We start from the raw sequence: 14,535 nt of genomic DNA, 5'->3' as shown, positions 1-14,535 counted from the left end.
TTAACGAAGAACCCAGCCACCCGGCTGGGTTTTTTGTGTGCGCGCTAGAAAAGTGTGGGGGGCTCCCAGCGAGACTTCAATGCGTTTGCACTAGGCGTTGGAGGCAGAGCGACAGGCATGGTTTTTTCAATACACAACTGATTCCGCTCTTCGGTGCATATTAGATTTCTTCGGCACCAATCGCGTTCAGGCAAGCAACGGCACAGTTGGCATCTATTTCACCTGCCGGGGCGCCGCCCACACCGACCAGAGTATCACCGTCACGTGCTACTACGGCGAGGCTGACGTTGTGTTCTTGGGCTGCGCAATAGCGATCATTGGGGAAAGAAGCGCTATTGCGAGAATAACGTTGCAGATTATTAGGAATTCCTTTTTAGTTATTGGAGAAATAATCATTTTGCACTAACGTAAGTTGCCGGTGCGGATGGGCTGCTATCAGCCTGATCGCCTTTCAAAGAAAGTATTCTATGCTGGAGGGAACGCTCCCTGCAATTTGCAAGGCTGGAATGCCACCCATCGTTGACACTTGTCACAAATAAACTAAGCGGGGGACCCCTTCATGTTTTTACGTACTTTTTTTGTAGGAGCTGTTGCATTGTTGTTGGCAGTCTTTCCATTCATCACGGTAAGTAAAGCCATGAGTGAAACGCAATTGCATAATGCGGCTAAACAAAACGATACCTCCCTTATCATTCGACTCTTGGCAGGGGGCGCAGAAATAGACGCACGTGATAGCAGTGGTGCGACAGCGTTGTTGCTAGCTTCCCGTGCCAACGCAGTCGAAGCGGCTAAGGTCCTCATTGAGTCTGGGGCTGATGTCAATGCAAAGGACAACATCCTCGATAGTCCCTATCTCTATGCAGGTGCGCGCGGTCATTTGGAGATACTCAGGCTAACGCTGACGCATGGGGCTGACCTGAAAAGCACTAACCGCTACGGTGGAACGGCGCTTATCCCAGCCGCGGAGCGCGGGCATGTTGAGGCGGTGCGAACTTTGATTGAGGCAGGAGTTGACGTAGATCACGTTAACAATCTTCACTGGACCGCGCTGCTGGAGGCAATCATCTTGGGCGATGGGTACGCCCGCCATCAGCAAATCGTAGAGTTGTTAGTTGAGGCAGGCGCTAATGTTAATCTGGCGGATGGTAACGGCGTGACGCCGCTGCAGCATGCAAGCGGTGCTAACTATCAAGATATCGAAGAAATCCTTGTCGCTGCCGGCGCCCGCTAATATATGGTCACCAGACCTTTGGATGAAATTTGAGCGGTGCTCATACGAGTATCTTTGGGTGCATGGGAAAACGGGGTATGTAGGTCAGCAAAATTTTTTCCGTAGTTTCAAACTCGGTAGAGCATGTAATGCCCCAGTCCTTCCTGCTTACCTATGCCGCTAATGCGAAGGCCTTAGCGGGGGTTTCTGTTTTCAACGTCGGCGAAAATCAATATCTAGCCTAGGCAAATAGAGAAGTTGATAACCCCTGTTATTTGACTAAACAGCGCCCGTAATTCCCGGGGGAAGCACTAGTCTTCCTGTGGTATAGCCTCTGGAAGTCAGTGAGGCTTCACATGGCTTTATCCAGGGGCTAGTGACGCTTGATTGGTAGCCAGAGGGGACCCACACTCTATGGCGGCCATGCTCTCGTAATTCCGCTTCAGCTGGAACGCCACTGCACGGTAGCGCTTTAATCGTATGAAGTAATGCCAGCCAGTTAAGCCAGACGAGCTTTTTTTCTAACCGCATATTTTGTAGTCGCGCTTGTGCCGCGGCCCCATGGTTCTTGGCGAGCCATGTCCGGCGTGCGGCTACGCAGCGTGAGTCGGTTGCGCTCAGAGGTGACTGCTTCATTTCCCGGTAGCTCAGCTCGATTTCCCAACGATAGCTATAAAGGTCCACGATATCAGCAGCAGGAAAGCGCAGCGGATCAGTCATCGACTGCTGACTGTCAACGCTATCTTGAGAGTTCTTCCCTTGTCAGGGGAGGGGCTAACTTTCAGTCGCATAGCCAATCATAGCCAGTGTGCCAATAGATCGGTAGTCCGTTGCGCCTTTGGCCAGCAGGCCCGCACACTGCCATGGCGCGGCTTCAACGAAGCACCGCAAACAGGGATAAGAAGAGGGCTAGTGCTATGCGGTGCTACTGAGTTTCTGGAATTTCACCTGGTACGCGGTATCTGACACTTTCGGCTTGCTGCTCTTCATAGCGTTTATTTTCATCCTCCGGCGCAACGCCAAGTACGGTTTCTTTTGAGCCATCTGGCCAAGTATACGTCGTGCATCCCGTTAGCGACGCCATTGCCATTAACGCCAGAAAAGCCACCATCCCGGTGGTGAGACGATATTGCAGCATAAAATCACTCCCTGTATTACGTTGGATTAATGAAAAGGATACTGAATTGTAATAGTGACTATAGGGCTCATGTCAGCGGGTTGTAAATCGCCTTTTGTGTTGTGCGTACGAATAACCGTTTAAAAATAAATGACTATACTGATACAGAATGATAATGCTGCATGGGATATGGGGATATTTCTTTGGTTGACGATAGGCTTGGAGGAAAAGCAGGGCGGGACTCTTGAGACAAGTTAGCCACTTATCTAACTGCTAATATAAGGTAACCATGGATAGGTTGGTTTGTATCGAAGAGGTCTTTAATAGCCGATAGGGGTACTGCCGACGATAATGTAAGGATACATGATGCACACATCGACAGAGCGCCGCTTAATATGGCTTTCACGCTTAACGTTATTGGGAACGCTGCTGACTATTGTCGTTATTTTGGTCGGTGCCTGGACGCGTTTAGTGGACGCGGGGTTAGGTTGCCCGGACTGGCCCGGCTGCTATGGTCGCTTGCTCGTTCCTGATGGTGAGCATGCTGCTCTACGCCATCCTGATGCACCCCTGGATGCTGCAAAAGCCTGGGTGGAGATGGTGCATCGTTATATAGCTACTCTTCTTGGACTATTGGTTCTAAGCGTTTTAGCGCTTGGCTGGCCACTTCGCAACACTCACCATTTCCCTTGGAGCATTAGCGTACTGCTGCTTGCCGCTATCATTATACAAGGGGCTTTTGGCGCATTTACCGTGACCCTCAAGCTTTGGCCTCAAGTGGTTACTTTACATTTGCTGGGCGGGCTAAGTGTAATGCTGCTCTTTTTCTGGCTGCATCTCAGGCTAACAAGTGTTTCTGAGAAAAAGGTCATAGGAGCAAAGTGCTTTAATATTTTTTGGGGCTTAGCCGCCGGGCTATTGATTTTGCAGCTTGGCTTGGGTGGGTGGGTAACAAGTAACTATTCAGGTATGGCTTGCCAAGGGTTCCCCGCTTGTAATGGCCAGTGGTGGCCACACATGGATCTCAGTGAAGGTTTCCATCTGACTCAAACGGTTGGTCCCAATTACTTGCATGGACAGTTGCATGCAGAAGCTCGGGTCGCGATTCACTATATGCATCGGCTAGGGGCGCTATTGTTGGGCGTATCACTCCTGATGCTTTGGTATCGATATCGCCACAACCCAAGTGTCGCTCGGGCGCTAGTATTTGTTATTGGGGTCTATGCGCTGCAGGCTGTACTTGGCATAGCCAACGTGTTGATGTGGTTGCCTTTATGGTTGGCACTTGCGCATACTGCAGGGGCCGTTTTACTCGTGATTGGCATGGTGCGAGCTTGGTGGTGCGTGTGCCTGGGTGAGCGTTAGTGCCGATTTATCCTGGAGCATGCGTCATCTTCATAAAGTTGTGGAGTTAAAAGTATTTAAATTTCGGCATTCACGTACGAGTGATAGAAAATAAGAGTTCAAATATAAAATGATGTATAATTCCTGTTTAGTTTTTGATGCACGACGGAGAGCATTATGAATTCGGTCAGCGCACTTATAGCGCTTACATTAGCGCTTGCTGTCATTGCGGCTTTATCCATGTACGCGCTTAAACTGCGCAAAGAGGTAAAACGCCGTGAAGCATTCCGCTCGGATGAAGATTTAAGAGCCCAGCAAAACAGCCTTGAAAATTTGGATTATGTAACAAGTGCATTGGTCCAAGGGCAGGTAGACATTACCGAAGGCTCATGGCGCTGTAAGGTGCTACTTGAAATTGTGGATGCCAATCTTGCAGAGCATCCTGATTTTCAAGCCTTTGCTGAGGTTTACAACCGGACGCAGCATCTTAAAACGCACTCTGCACGTGCCAATTTAACGCCCCGTGAGCGCATGAACGAAGATAAGCAGCGTTTGGAGGTTGAGCGTGATATGAAGCCCGCGGTTCTGGCTGCTGCAGAAGCTGTTATAAAATGGCGTGCACAAGGCGGGCCTGAGCTGTATAAAGGCGAAAATAAGAAGTAAGTTTGGTTTATTTTAGTTCGGCAATATGTTTTTTTGGTGCCGGATGTGGCAGTTTTGCTATGCTTGATATGTCGATGTTGGCAAGAAGTTGATATGTCGGCATTGTTGCCTTCGATTGTTAAAGCGTAATAATAGGCAGATTGTTCAATTCAGGCAGGGGAACGCCCGCGTGGTTAAAATTGAACAAGCGAAAAATGGATGCTCTCGCAATAAGAAGCATTGGATAGATTTGGCTATACGGCTAAGTCAGCATTGGATCAAGAAGGAGTCTTGTATGAAAAAGTCAACGACTGGGTTGCTAATCGGTTCCGCCTTGGTAGTGGGCCTTTCAGGCTGTGCCACTTCCGCTAACCAATCTTCTGGCCAAGCTAGTGCTAGCAGCAGTGACCGTAGCTGGTATCAGCACCCTGCTGTTTGCGGTCTGGCGGGAAGTTTGATTGGCGGTAGCATTGGCTATGCCACTAGCAGCTCATCTGATGAAGATAGCGGTGCGGCAACGGGTGCTGTCGCTGGCGCTGCCATCGGTGGCCTGCTGTGTGCTGATCGTACGCCTGAGCCGGTAGCTCCGCAGTGCCCGACATACGGTGAAGTGCCTGCTGGTGTTGCCGTTGATGCGCAAGGTTGTCCGCTGGACTCCGATAATGACGGCGTGCCGGACTATCGTGACCAATGCCCGGGTACCCCCGCTGGTGTAGAAGTAGACGCAGTAGGTTGCCCGCTAGACTCCGACGGTGACGGCGTGCCGGACTACCGTGACCAGTGCCCCAATACGCCAGCTGGCACCGAAGTAAACGCGCTGGGTTGCCCAGATAGCGTTGTTCTTCAAGACGTTAACTTCGAGTTTGATTCTGCTCAGTTGACCGATAATGCCCGTAACATCCTGAACGGTGTTGCTGAGCGTCTGGTTAATAATCCCGATGTGCGTGTAAGCATCGATGGTTATACCGATTCACGCGGTACAGCTGCTTATAACAAAGGCTTATCTCAGCGTCGTGCTGAATCTGTGACTGCTTATCTTGCCCAGCGTGGCGTAGAAGCTAACCGTATGCGTGCTGTTGGTTACGGTGAAGAGAATCCGATCGCTACGAACGAGACTGATGAAGGTCGCGCGCTGAACCGTCGCGTTGAAATTGACGAGTGGAACTAATACGCAGACTGCTTGGGCGCTAAGCGTGTAGTGCTTTTGTTGAATGTGTAGCACATTTACTGTGCGTATCGACGGGAGGCATATGCCTCCCGTTTTTATTTTCTGCGGCGCTCAAGTCTGTTAGGCTACGCGCTTGTATAACGTTGTATCACTTATTAAAACGCCACGATCATTGATAGCGAAATGTGATCCTTGGTATGGATCACCACTGCGCTCAAGGAATACTGAATGCCCATTGTGACACTACCTGACGGTAGCCGAAGAACATTTGAAGCACCACTTTCCATTATGCAGCTTGCAGAATCCATTGGCCCTGGTTTGGCTAAGGCCTGCATTGCAGGGCGGATAGATGGCGTTTTAGTCGATGCTGCGGATGTTATCGAGCATGATGCAAACGTAGCGATTATTACTGCGCGTGACCCTGATGGCGTGGAGATCATTCGTCACTCCTGCGCGCATTTGATTGGTCATGCGGTAAAGCAGCTTTATCCGGACGCTAAAATGGCGATTGGGCCGGTCATTGATAACGGCTTTTATTATGATGTCGACTTTGGTCGTTCAATTACGCCAGAAGATTTAGAGGCGATTGAAAAACGTATGCAAGCGCTAATAGAGCGCGAGTACGATGTTGTCCGTGAATATGTTGATCGCGATAAGGCAATGTCGACGTTTTCTCAGCGTGATGAAACGTATAAACAGGAAATTATTCACGATATTCCTGACGGTGCGGATATCCGGCTTTATCATCATGAAGAGTACACGGATATGTGCCGTGGCCCTCATGTGCCTAATACCCGCCATCTAAAAGCGTTTAAGTTGACGAAACTTGCTGGCGCCTATTGGCGCGGGGATGCTTCAAATCCCATGCTGACGCGTATTTATGGCACTGCCTGGGGCGATAAAAAGCAGCTGAAAGCGTATTTGAAGCGGCTTGAGGAGGCTGAAAAACGCGATCACCGTAAGCTTGCACGCCGTCTTGATCTCTTCCATATGCAGGAAGAGGCGCCAGGAATGGTGTTTTGGCATCCGAACGGTTGGGCGTTATGGCAGCAGATCGAACAGTATATGCGAGGCGTTTATAAAGACGGCGGTTACCAGGAAATTCGCTGTCCGCAAATAATGGACGTATCGTTGTGGAAAAAATCAGGACATTGGGATAATTACGCTGACGGTATGTTCTTTACCGAATCCGAGAAGCGTGAGTATGCTCTCAAACCCATGAATTGCCCTGGCCATGTGCAGGTGTTTAATTCCGGGTTGCGCAGCTACCGTGAACTTCCGGTTCGCTTTGGTGAGTTTGGCGGCTGCCATCGTAACGAGCCCTCAGGCGCTTTGCATGGCATTATGCGTGTTCGTGCGTTTACTCAAGATGATGGCCATGTGTTTTGCACCGAAGCTCAGGTTGAGCCCGAGGTCACCAGCTTTCATCGCCAAGCGCTTAAGGTCTATACCGATTTTGGGTTTGAAGATATTGCCATTAAGATAGCGCTTCGCCCTGAGAAAAGAATTGGTAGTGATGACGTTTGGGATGAGGCAGAAGATGCGTTGCGTCGTGCGTTAAAAGCGTGTGATGTCGAATGGCAGGAACTTCCTGGTGAAGGTGCGTTCTATGGCCCCAAGATTGAATACCATATGAAAGATTGCCTGGGGCGCGAGTGGCAGGTTGGCACGATGCAGGTTGATTTCATGATGCCCGAGCGTTTAGGTGCTCAATATGTGACCGAAGAGGGCGAACGTAAGCCGCCGGTTATGTTGCACCGTGCTATTGTAGGCTCAATGGAGCGCTTCATTGGTATCTTGATTGAACATTATGCGGGCGCTATGCCATTATGGTTGGCACCTCAGCAGGCGGTAGTGATGACAATTACCGATGCGCAGCGTGATTACGCTCTTGAATTAGAGCAACGTCTGCAAAAAAGTGGCTTACGAGCTAAAGCGGACTTGAGGAACGAGAAGATCGGCTTTAAAATCCGTGAGCATACGTTACAAAAAATTCCCTATCTCCTTGTGGTGGGAGATAAGGAAGTCGAAGCTGACTCAGTGGCCGTGCGAACTCGCAGCGGCGAAAACCTCGGCACAATGACAATCGATACACTTATCGAGCGTCTTGGTGCGGAGCGAGCAGCCCTGGCGACATCGTCAATTGCCTAAGGAGACGGAACGATCAAGCGAAGCAATCAGCGCGGGCGTCCAGCAGACAAACGCCCACCAATGAACGAGCGAATTACCGAAGAAGAAGTACGTTTAATCGATGCTGAAGGTGAGCAGTTGGGCGTTGTGCCTACCACCGAAGCGCTTGAGCGTGCAGAAGCTGCCGGTTTAGACCTCGTGCAAATTTCGAATGCCGATCCCATTGTCTGTAAGATTATGGATTACGGTAAATTCGTTTTTGAGACGAAGAAGCAGAAAGCGGCTCAAAAGAAAAAGCAAAAGCAGATCCAGGTTAAGGAAGTTAAATTCCGTCCTGGCACCGACGAAGGCGATTATCAGGTAAAATTGAAAAACCTGATGCGCTTTTTGGAAGGTGGTGACAAGGGTAAGGTCACTTTGCGCTTCCGTGGTCGTGAAATGGCGCACCAGGACATCGGCCGCAAGCTGATGGAAAGGATCGCGGCAGACCTGGAAGAGATCGGAGCGGTGGAATCTTTCCCGAAAATGGAAGGCCGCCAGATGATCATGATCCTTAACCCGAAAAAGAAGTGATCCAACGGCGAAGCCAACGGGCCATCGCTTATGCGATGGTCGGCCCTGGGTTTTCTAAAAAATATCGAGCGGAGTTTTCTCATGCCGAAAATCAAAAGCAACAGCGGCGCTGCGAAGCGCTTTAAAAAGACCGCTAATGGCTTCAAGCACAAGCAGTCTCACCGTAGCCACATCCTGACCAAAAAATCGACTAAGCGTAAGCGTCAGCTGCGTGGAATGAAACAGGTTCACGCTGCTGATAAAGCGCTGATCCAGCGCATGCTGCCAAACCTATAAGTCGTTTTTTTTGTCTGAGTGCTTAAAGCCTCAGCTATAAAGTCAGGAGTGTGTTATGACTCGTGTTAAGCGTGGTGTAGTTGCCCGTCGTCGCCATAAAAAAGTATTGAAGCAGGCTAAAGGTTACTACGGTGCCCGTTCGCGTGTTTTCCGTGTAGCTAAACAGGCCGTTATCAAAGCAGGTCAGTATGCTTATCGTGACCGCCGCAACCGTAAGCGTCAGTTCCGTGCGCTGTGGATTCAGCGTATTAACGCTGCTGCACGCATCAACGGTATGTCTTACAGCCGTTTTGTTGGCGGTTTGAAGAAAGCCGGCATCGAAATTGACCGTAAAGTATTGGCTGATCTGGCTGTACACGAAAAAGCCGCATTTGCTGCTATCGTGGAAAAAGCCAAGGCTGCCCAATAACGTCATAGCTGTGCAAATGCCAGCGTGAATTGACGAAGGTCATTTCAGTGTGACCCGCAGGGGAAGAGCAGCCGCTCTTCCCCTGTTTTTTTGTCACCTTCAATGTGCGACACCCTCATAAAAGGGAACCGCTTAATTCGGAGTGAAACGGATGGACCACCTTCCTACTCTGGTATCTGAAGCACGTGATGCCATTCAGGCTTCGCAAGATGTTGCTTCGCTGGATGAGTTGCGAGTTCGCTATTTAGGCAAAAAAGGCGAAGTAACGGCTTTGCTAAAAGGGTTAGGCAAGCTAACAGCCGAAGAGCGCCCGGCTGCTGGCGAGCGCATTAACCAGGCCAAGCAAACATTGGCCAATGAAATTGACGCTAAGCGGCAGCAGCTTGAAAACGCGGCGTTGAATGCGCGATTGGCTGCTGAGCGCATCGATGTTACGTTGCCGGGCCGTGGTCAGGCCAGTGGTGGCCTGCATCCAGTGACGCGCACGCTTGAGCGTATTGAAAGCTTGTTTACGCGTATTGGGTATGACGTCGCGGTAGGGCCAGAAATTGAAGATGACTATCACAATTTCGAAGCGCTCAATATTCCTGCGCACCACCCGGCACGTGGCATGGCGGATACGTTCTATTTCGATGCGACGCGTCTGCTAAGAACGCACACATCTCCCGTGCAAGTGCGGACGATGAAAGAGAGCGAGCCGCCCATTCGTATTGTGTGTCCCGGGCGTGTTTATCGTAGCGACTCTGACTTGACGCATACGCCTATGTTTCACCAAGTGGAAGGACTGCTGGTGGACGAAGGAGTTAGCTTTGCCGATCTAAAAGGCACGATCGAAGACTTTCTGCAGGCTTTTTTTGAGCGGGACGATCTTTCTGTTCGCTTCCGCCCTTCGTATTTCCCATTTACCGAGCCTTCTGCTGAAGTCGATATCCAATGCGTTATGTGCAGCGGTTCAGGCTGCCGTGTTTGCTCGCATAGTGGTTGGCTGGAAGTAATGGGTTGCGGCATGGTGCATCCTGAAGTATTCCGTCACTCGGGCATTGATACTGAACGTTATACCGGCTTTGCCTTTGGTATGGGCGCTGAGCGCTTAGCGATGCTACGTTACGGTGTAAACGACTTGCGCCTGTTCTTTGAAAATGACCTGCGCTTCTTGCGCCAATTTGCTTAAGACCGCTGCCGAACACAGGAACGATCATGAAATTCTCAGAACAGTGGCTGCGCGAATGGGTATCACCGCAGCTGGACACGCAGGCGATTGCTGATCAGATCACGATGGCCGGCTTAGAGGTCGATGCAGTTGAAGCCGTAGCCGCTGCGTTTAGCGGCGTTGTCGTTGCTGAGGTGCTTACCAAAGAGAAGCACCCGGATGCCGACAAATTAAACGTATGTACCGTTAGTGATGGCTCGGGTGAGCCGGTGCAGGTGGTGTGCGGTGCAGCAAATGTTGATATCGGCCAAAAGATTCCCTTTGCTCAGGTGGGTGGCGTGCTGCCGGGCGATTTCAAAATCAAGAAAGCCAAGCTGCGCGGTGTAGAGTCACGCGGCATGATTTGTTCAGCATCGGAGCTTGGGCTTGAGGAAGAAACCTCGCCTGGTATTCTGGTGTTGGCTGATTCTGCGCCTGTTGGCGTCGATTTTCGCGAGTATATGCACCTCAATGATATGACTATTGAAGTGGATCTTACGCCTAACCGCGGAGATTGCTTAAGTGTTAAAGGCCTTGCCCGTGAAGTGGGCGTGCTTAATCGGTTAGCCGTAACGCCGCCGGTCATAGAATCTATCCCGGCCGTAATAGATGACACCTTTGCTGTTAGCGTTGAAGCACCCGAGCAGTGTCCTCGATATGTGGGTCGCCTAATCAAGGGCATTAATGTACAAGCGGAAACACCGCTTTGGATGGTAGAGCGCCTGCGTCGTAGCGGTATCCGTTCCATTGATCCTGTGGTGGACGTTACCAATTACGTCATGCTGGAGCTTGGCCAGCCGATGCATGCGTTTGATCGCGATAATCTGAACGGTCGCATCGTTGTACGCATGGCGAAAGAGGGAGAGCAGCTAACCTTGCTGGATGGGCAAGAAGTTGCCCTGCGCCCCGGTACATTAATGATTACCGATGAGGCGGGGCCGCTCGCCATGGCAGGTGTCATGGGTGGAGAGAATTCTGGGGTTAACGAAACTACCCAGACAATTTTTCTGGAGTCGGCATTCTTTACGCCACTGGCGATTGCGGGTAAGGCGCGCTCTTACGGTTTACACACCGATGCGTCACACCGGTTTGAGCGTGGCGTGGACCCTGAGCTTGCTAAAGCGGCCATTGAGCGTGCAACACGCTTGCTGTTGGATATTTGTGGCGGCCAGCCTGGCCCTGTCACTGAATGCGTCAGTGAAGAGCATGTGCCTGCTTCTCGCACTATTTTGCTGCGTGAAGCGCGTTTGGAAAGCGCGCTCTCCAAGAAACTGGCCAATGAAGATGTCACCGACATTCTGACGCGTTTGGGTCTTGAGGTGAGTCAGCAGGCTGAAGGCTGGTCGGCTGTTGCACCCAGTTGGCGTTTCGATGTCGCGATTGAAGAAGACCTAATCGAAGAGATCGCCCGAATTCATGGCTACAATAATCTGCCCGTTCGCCGCCCGGCTGCACGGTTAGCGCTGCGCTCTGCTGATGAAGCAACGCTCACCCAAGCCCAGCTGCGTCGCCAAATGGTCGCTCGTGGTTTCCAAGAGGCGATTACTTATAGCTTTGTTGCTCCCGAGCTTCAGGCCGCTATATTGCCTGATGCCGTCTCTCCGGTACTTGCTAACCCCATTTCAGCTGATCTATCGGTGATGCGGGCCAGTCTTTTCCCGGGGCTGGTGCGGGCCATGGAGCATAACTTAAACCGTCAACAAACCCGCGTTCGCCTGTTCGAAACGGGGCTGGTATTTAATGGCGAGCTGGATCAACTGTCCCAGATTCCCATGATGGGGGCGTTAGTCTGTGGTAGTCGGGAAACGGAAGGCTGGGCAGGTTCTAAAGAGCGTATCGACTTTTACGATCTCAAAGGGGATCTTGAAAGCCTTCTAGCCTTGGGTGGCAATCTTGATGCGTGGCGCTTTGAGCCAGCCGAGCATCCGGCGCTTCACCCCGGCCAGAGTGCTGAAATACAGTACAACGGCGAGCATGCCGGCTGGATTGGAACTTTGCACCCGCAAGTGCGCGCAAAGCTGGGCCTTAAAGTGGATGCGGTACTCTTTGAAGTACGCCTGGATACGTTAAGCCAAGGGCAGATTCCGGCCTTTGAAGCGTTATCACGTTATCCTGAAGTGCGACGCGATCTGGCGTTTATCGTAAAACAAGCGGTGCCCGTTCAGGCTCTACTGGATTGCGCTAAAGAAAAAGCCGGTGATTACTTAAAAGACATTACGCTATTTGATGTCTATGCTGGTAAAGGCGTGGCGGACGACCATAAGAGTATTGCGTTAGGCTTGACCTGGCAGCATCCTTCACGCACGCTAAACGATGAAGAAATCAACCAGTTGGTAGATTCCATCGTGACACAAGTGCGTGTCCAGTTGGAGGCTGAGCTACGCGGCTGACAATAATATGCCACGACACGGCGCTTATCACGTTCTTGGCAATGCGTTTGCTACAAGGAGGGTCCTATGGGTGCGTTGACCAAAGCAGAGCTGGCAGAGCATTTACATACTGAGCTGGCACTGTCTAAACGAGAAGCAAAAACCATGGTCGAAGCTTTTTTCGAAGAGATTCGAGCCTGCTTACGAGAAAATGAACAGGTTAAGCTGTCTGGGTTTGGTAACTTTGATTTGCGTGATAAGCGTGAACGGCCGGGCCGTAACCCAAAAACCGGTGAAGAAATACCTATTTCTGCCCGCCGTGTAGTGACCTTTCGACCAGGTCAAAAATTAAAGCAGCAAGTCGAGCACTATGTGAAAACCAAATAGTCCTTGATGTTAATGGCCTATCCATAGAGTCGTTTTCGCTATATAACGGAGTGCTTTTGGGCGCTCCGTTTTTTTATGCGTCACAGTGTGTACCGTCTTGTCTGTTCATTTTCGAAATGTGCCGTATAAATGAAATATGTTAATATTCCTGCAAATTCAACGGCTATTTATCAACGCCGTGACACTTAATAGGGGATAGCAACAATGCCTCAACTGAACATATTGGTTGGCACCATGTATGGCGGTGCGTTAGATGTGGCTGAGCAGGTAAAACCATTATTCGAGCAAGCGGGCTTTGCCGTTAATATTGTTGAGCAGCCGACGCTTGATGATCTAACGAGCGATGAAGATCTTTCATTATTCGTGCTCTCTACCACTGGCAGTGGTGACTTTCCCGGTAATTTTGTGCCCTTTGTGCGCAGCTTAAAAGATAAAAGCCCAGCACTTACGACATTACGCTACGGCATGATTGCGTTAGGCGACAGCTCCTACGGTGATACTTACTGTGGTGCGGGTAGGGCGCTTGATGCGTTACTCGAAGACCATGGGGCACGCCGTTTGGGTGACCGGTTGGAAATTGATGCCATGGAAACATTTATGGCAGATGATGCCGCAGTGCCGTGGGTCGAGACGTGGATTGAAGAGCAGCAGTTAAAGGTAGCCTAAGCAATGCAACCGATGCCTTTTTCAGCAGAGCGCGTTAGTGTTGCGCTTGGTTTATGCGTGGTGATGTTGGCGTCTTTGCCGCGTTTTATGGTGGGCGGGCACAGCACCCGTCAGACGCTTATCGTGATGGGTGTCGTATTGGTCGCTGGCGCGGCGGTAGCGCAATGGCGTTTACTGCCGCATGATGCGCGCAAGCAATTACCTCGGCTTTGCCTGCGGTTGGTGCTCATGCTGTTAGCGGGTGCTTTAGTCATGGGGGCTTGGCACGCGCTTTTTACCACATGGATCAGCTGGGAAGTCTTTATCTCTCATGCCGCTACCTGTGGTCTTTTAATGCATGCGATAAGTTTATGGTGGCGCCCTAAACGCCATAAATAGCCCATTTAGGTCCAAAACCCTTGGATAAAATCGATAGTATACTCACCCAGTAGGTTCCATTGCTGCTCCGTTTCAACGCCTTCGGCGACCACCTCCATACCTGGCTCACGAGCAAGGCTTGCAATCGCCGCAACGATAGCGCGGCTGTTGTGCTCCTGCGGATGCAAGGCCTCAATAAAACTGCGATCTATTTTTAGGCTTTGGGCCGGAATATAATGCAAGTAGCTCAGTGATGAGTAGGGCCTTACTGAGCAATATTTGATGCGGCGTGGTATGCGCGGGTGATGTCATAAATTCGGCGATCGGCCGCATAAGAATCGAGGGCGTGCTGAAATTGATCATCAAGGCGTCATGCTCTGTCCAGACACCTAACGCTTGGTGGTTCTCCACAATGACAATAGAGCTGCAGAGGCGCTTCGCCATACATTTTGCCGCTTGGCAAAGCGGGATGTCGGGTGTGCAGTGCAAAATGCTGGTTTGCATAATGCGTGAAATAGGTAAGTCTTGCTGAATAGTCATGAGTATCGTTACGATAGCCGGTAAAGGTTGCTAAGTGGCAGGTAGCCTATCGTAATGAGCAAGTAATTCTTTGTCCGAGGTCTAAAAGTAATAAATTAGTCACTTATTCCCTTGTAATTAACCGCTGCGCCCCCATCTTGCGAGCATGGCGCTTGCCA

Annotated in this window: 16 protein-coding genes and 1 pseudogene; 13 read left to right on the top strand and 4 right to left on the bottom strand. The window is 50.7% G+C overall.

Annotated elements, in window-relative coordinates:
• The first annotated feature begins 559 nt into the window (after positions 1-559).
• A complete protein-coding gene (locus ACT3RU_RS16015) occupies positions 560-1,231 on the top strand; it encodes an ankyrin repeat domain-containing protein (RefSeq protein WP_192527097.1) in 672 nt (223 codons plus the stop codon).
• A gap of 535 nt (positions 1,232-1,766) precedes the next feature.
• On the opposite strand, the pseudogene ACT3RU_RS16010 reads toward ACT3RU_RS16015, so the two are convergent.
• Both ACT3RU_RS16010 and ACT3RU_RS16005 read right to left on the bottom strand, forming a co-directional pair.
• A pseudogene (locus ACT3RU_RS16010) lies at positions 1,767-1,933 on the bottom strand (transposase); the annotation flags it as partial.
• 202 nt (positions 1,934-2,135) lie between these two features.
• Complete coding sequence (locus tag ACT3RU_RS16005) at positions 2,136-2,348, bottom strand: hypothetical protein (RefSeq protein WP_192527096.1); 213 nt, start codon at positions 2,346-2,348, stop codon at positions 2,136-2,138.
• 345 nt (positions 2,349-2,693) lie between these two features.
• Between ACT3RU_RS16005 and ACT3RU_RS16000 the strand changes: the two genes are divergently transcribed.
• The 12 genes from ACT3RU_RS16000 (at position 2,694) to ACT3RU_RS15945 (ending at position 13,858) form a co-directional block, all read left to right on the top strand.
• On the top strand, positions 2,694-3,692 hold the full coding sequence (locus ACT3RU_RS16000; RefSeq protein WP_192527095.1) for a COX15/CtaA family protein: 999 nt from the start codon (positions 2,694-2,696) through the stop codon (positions 3,690-3,692).
• A gap of 156 nt (positions 3,693-3,848) precedes the next feature.
• Positions 3,849-4,334 carry a DUF2489 domain-containing protein gene (locus ACT3RU_RS15995; RefSeq protein ID WP_192527094.1) on the top strand — a complete coding sequence of 162 codons (486 nt, stop codon included), beginning with the start codon at positions 3,849-3,851 and terminating at the stop codon, positions 4,332-4,334.
• A 274-nt stretch (positions 4,335-4,608) separates the two neighbouring features.
• Positions 4,609-5,481: an OmpA family protein gene (locus tag ACT3RU_RS15990; protein ID WP_192527093.1), complete on the top strand. Its 873-nt coding sequence runs from the start codon at positions 4,609-4,611 to the stop codon at positions 5,479-5,481.
• Between the two features lie 228 nt (positions 5,482-5,709).
• Positions 5,710-7,632: a threonine--tRNA ligase gene (thrS, locus tag ACT3RU_RS15985; RefSeq protein WP_192527092.1), complete on the top strand. Its 1,923-nt coding sequence runs from the start codon at positions 5,710-5,712 to the stop codon at positions 7,630-7,632.
• A gap of 60 nt (positions 7,633-7,692) precedes the next feature.
• The gene (infC, locus tag ACT3RU_RS15980; RefSeq protein ID WP_140399006.1) at positions 7,693-8,184 is read left to right on the top strand and encodes a translation initiation factor IF-3; all 492 of its coding nucleotides are present in this window, start codon (positions 7,693-7,695) and stop codon (positions 8,182-8,184) included.
• A gap of 81 nt (positions 8,185-8,265) precedes the next feature.
• Entirely contained in the window at positions 8,266-8,460 is a 195-nt protein-coding gene (gene rpmI, locus ACT3RU_RS15975; protein WP_087111489.1) for a 50S ribosomal protein L35, read from the top strand.
• 55 nt (positions 8,461-8,515) lie between these two features.
• Positions 8,516-8,869 (top strand): 50S ribosomal protein L20, encoded by a 354-nt coding sequence (gene rplT, locus ACT3RU_RS15970; protein ID WP_018916261.1) that lies wholly within the window; start codon positions 8,516-8,518, stop codon positions 8,867-8,869.
• Positions 8,870-9,020: 151 nt separating this feature from the next.
• Positions 9,021-10,040: a phenylalanine--tRNA ligase subunit alpha gene (gene pheS, locus ACT3RU_RS15965; RefSeq protein WP_192527091.1), complete on the top strand. Its 1,020-nt coding sequence runs from the start codon at positions 9,021-9,023 to the stop codon at positions 10,038-10,040.
• A 26-nt stretch (positions 10,041-10,066) separates the two neighbouring features.
• Entirely contained in the window at positions 10,067-12,448 is a 2,382-nt protein-coding gene (gene pheT, locus ACT3RU_RS15960) for a phenylalanine--tRNA ligase subunit beta (protein WP_192527090.1), read from the top strand.
• A gap of 66 nt (positions 12,449-12,514) precedes the next feature.
• Positions 12,515-12,814, top strand: coding sequence for an integration host factor subunit alpha (locus ACT3RU_RS15955; protein WP_087111483.1), 300 nt, complete (start codon positions 12,515-12,517; stop codon positions 12,812-12,814).
• Positions 12,815-13,018: 204 nt separating this feature from the next.
• A complete protein-coding gene (locus tag ACT3RU_RS15950; protein WP_192527089.1) occupies positions 13,019-13,480 on the top strand; it encodes a flavodoxin in 462 nt (153 codons plus the stop codon).
• Positions 13,481-13,483: 3 nt separating this feature from the next.
• Positions 13,484-13,858, top strand: a complete 375-nt coding sequence (locus ACT3RU_RS15945; protein WP_087111479.1) for a hypothetical protein — start codon at positions 13,484-13,486, stop codon at positions 13,856-13,858.
• Between the two features lie 5 nt (positions 13,859-13,863).
• Here the strand turns inward: ACT3RU_RS15945 and ACT3RU_RS15940 are convergent, their stop codons facing one another.
• Both ACT3RU_RS15940 and ACT3RU_RS15935 read right to left on the bottom strand, forming a co-directional pair.
• A complete protein-coding gene (locus ACT3RU_RS15940; protein WP_225733758.1) occupies positions 13,864-14,088 on the bottom strand; it encodes an EAL domain-containing protein in 225 nt (74 codons plus the stop codon).
• Positions 14,030-14,341, bottom strand: a complete 312-nt coding sequence (locus tag ACT3RU_RS15935; protein ID WP_225733757.1) for a CBS domain-containing protein — start codon at positions 14,339-14,341, stop codon at positions 14,030-14,032. The genes ACT3RU_RS15940 and ACT3RU_RS15935 overlap by 59 nt, the downstream gene beginning before the upstream one ends.
• Between the last annotated feature and the right edge of the window lie 194 nt (positions 14,342-14,535).

It is taken from the genome of Halomonas sp. TP35, assembly GCF_052375975.1.
In the GTDB taxonomy this organism is placed as follows: Bacteria; Pseudomonadota; Gammaproteobacteria; order Pseudomonadales; family Halomonadaceae; genus Vreelandella; species Vreelandella citrativorans.
Note: the sequence above shows the minus strand (reverse complement) of the source record. Positions and strands in the feature narration are given on the sequence as shown.

Coding starts and splice junctions, on each gene's coding strand:
- ACT3RU_RS16015 (WP_192527097.1), top strand. CDS start 560: ATGTTTTTACGTACTTTTTTTGTAGGAGCTGTTGCATTGTTGTTGGCA.
- ACT3RU_RS16005 (WP_192527096.1), bottom strand. CDS start 2,348: ATGCTGCAATATCGTCTCACCACCGGGATGGTGGCTTTTCTGGCGTTA.
- ACT3RU_RS16000 (WP_192527095.1), top strand. CDS start 2,694: ATGCACACATCGACAGAGCGCCGCTTAATATGGCTTTCACGCTTAACG.
- ACT3RU_RS15995 (WP_192527094.1), top strand. CDS start 3,849: ATGAATTCGGTCAGCGCACTTATAGCGCTTACATTAGCGCTTGCTGTC.
- ACT3RU_RS15990 (WP_192527093.1), top strand. CDS start 4,609: ATGAAAAAGTCAACGACTGGGTTGCTAATCGGTTCCGCCTTGGTAGTG.
- thrS (WP_192527092.1), top strand. CDS start 5,710: ATGCCCATTGTGACACTACCTGACGGTAGCCGAAGAACATTTGAAGCA.
- infC (WP_140399006.1), top strand. CDS start 7,693: ATGAACGAGCGAATTACCGAAGAAGAAGTACGTTTAATCGATGCTGAA.
- rpmI (WP_087111489.1), top strand. CDS start 8,266: ATGCCGAAAATCAAAAGCAACAGCGGCGCTGCGAAGCGCTTTAAAAAG.
- rplT (WP_018916261.1), top strand. CDS start 8,516: ATGACTCGTGTTAAGCGTGGTGTAGTTGCCCGTCGTCGCCATAAAAAA.
- pheS (WP_192527091.1), top strand. CDS start 9,021: ATGGACCACCTTCCTACTCTGGTATCTGAAGCACGTGATGCCATTCAG.
- pheT (WP_192527090.1), top strand. CDS start 10,067: ATGAAATTCTCAGAACAGTGGCTGCGCGAATGGGTATCACCGCAGCTG.
- ACT3RU_RS15955 (WP_087111483.1), top strand. CDS start 12,515: ATGGGTGCGTTGACCAAAGCAGAGCTGGCAGAGCATTTACATACTGAG.
- ACT3RU_RS15950 (WP_192527089.1), top strand. CDS start 13,019: ATGCCTCAACTGAACATATTGGTTGGCACCATGTATGGCGGTGCGTTA.
- ACT3RU_RS15945 (WP_087111479.1), top strand. CDS start 13,484: ATGCAACCGATGCCTTTTTCAGCAGAGCGCGTTAGTGTTGCGCTTGGT.
- ACT3RU_RS15935 (WP_225733757.1), bottom strand. CDS start 14,341: ATGCAAACCAGCATTTTGCACTGCACACCCGACATCCCGCTTTGCCAA.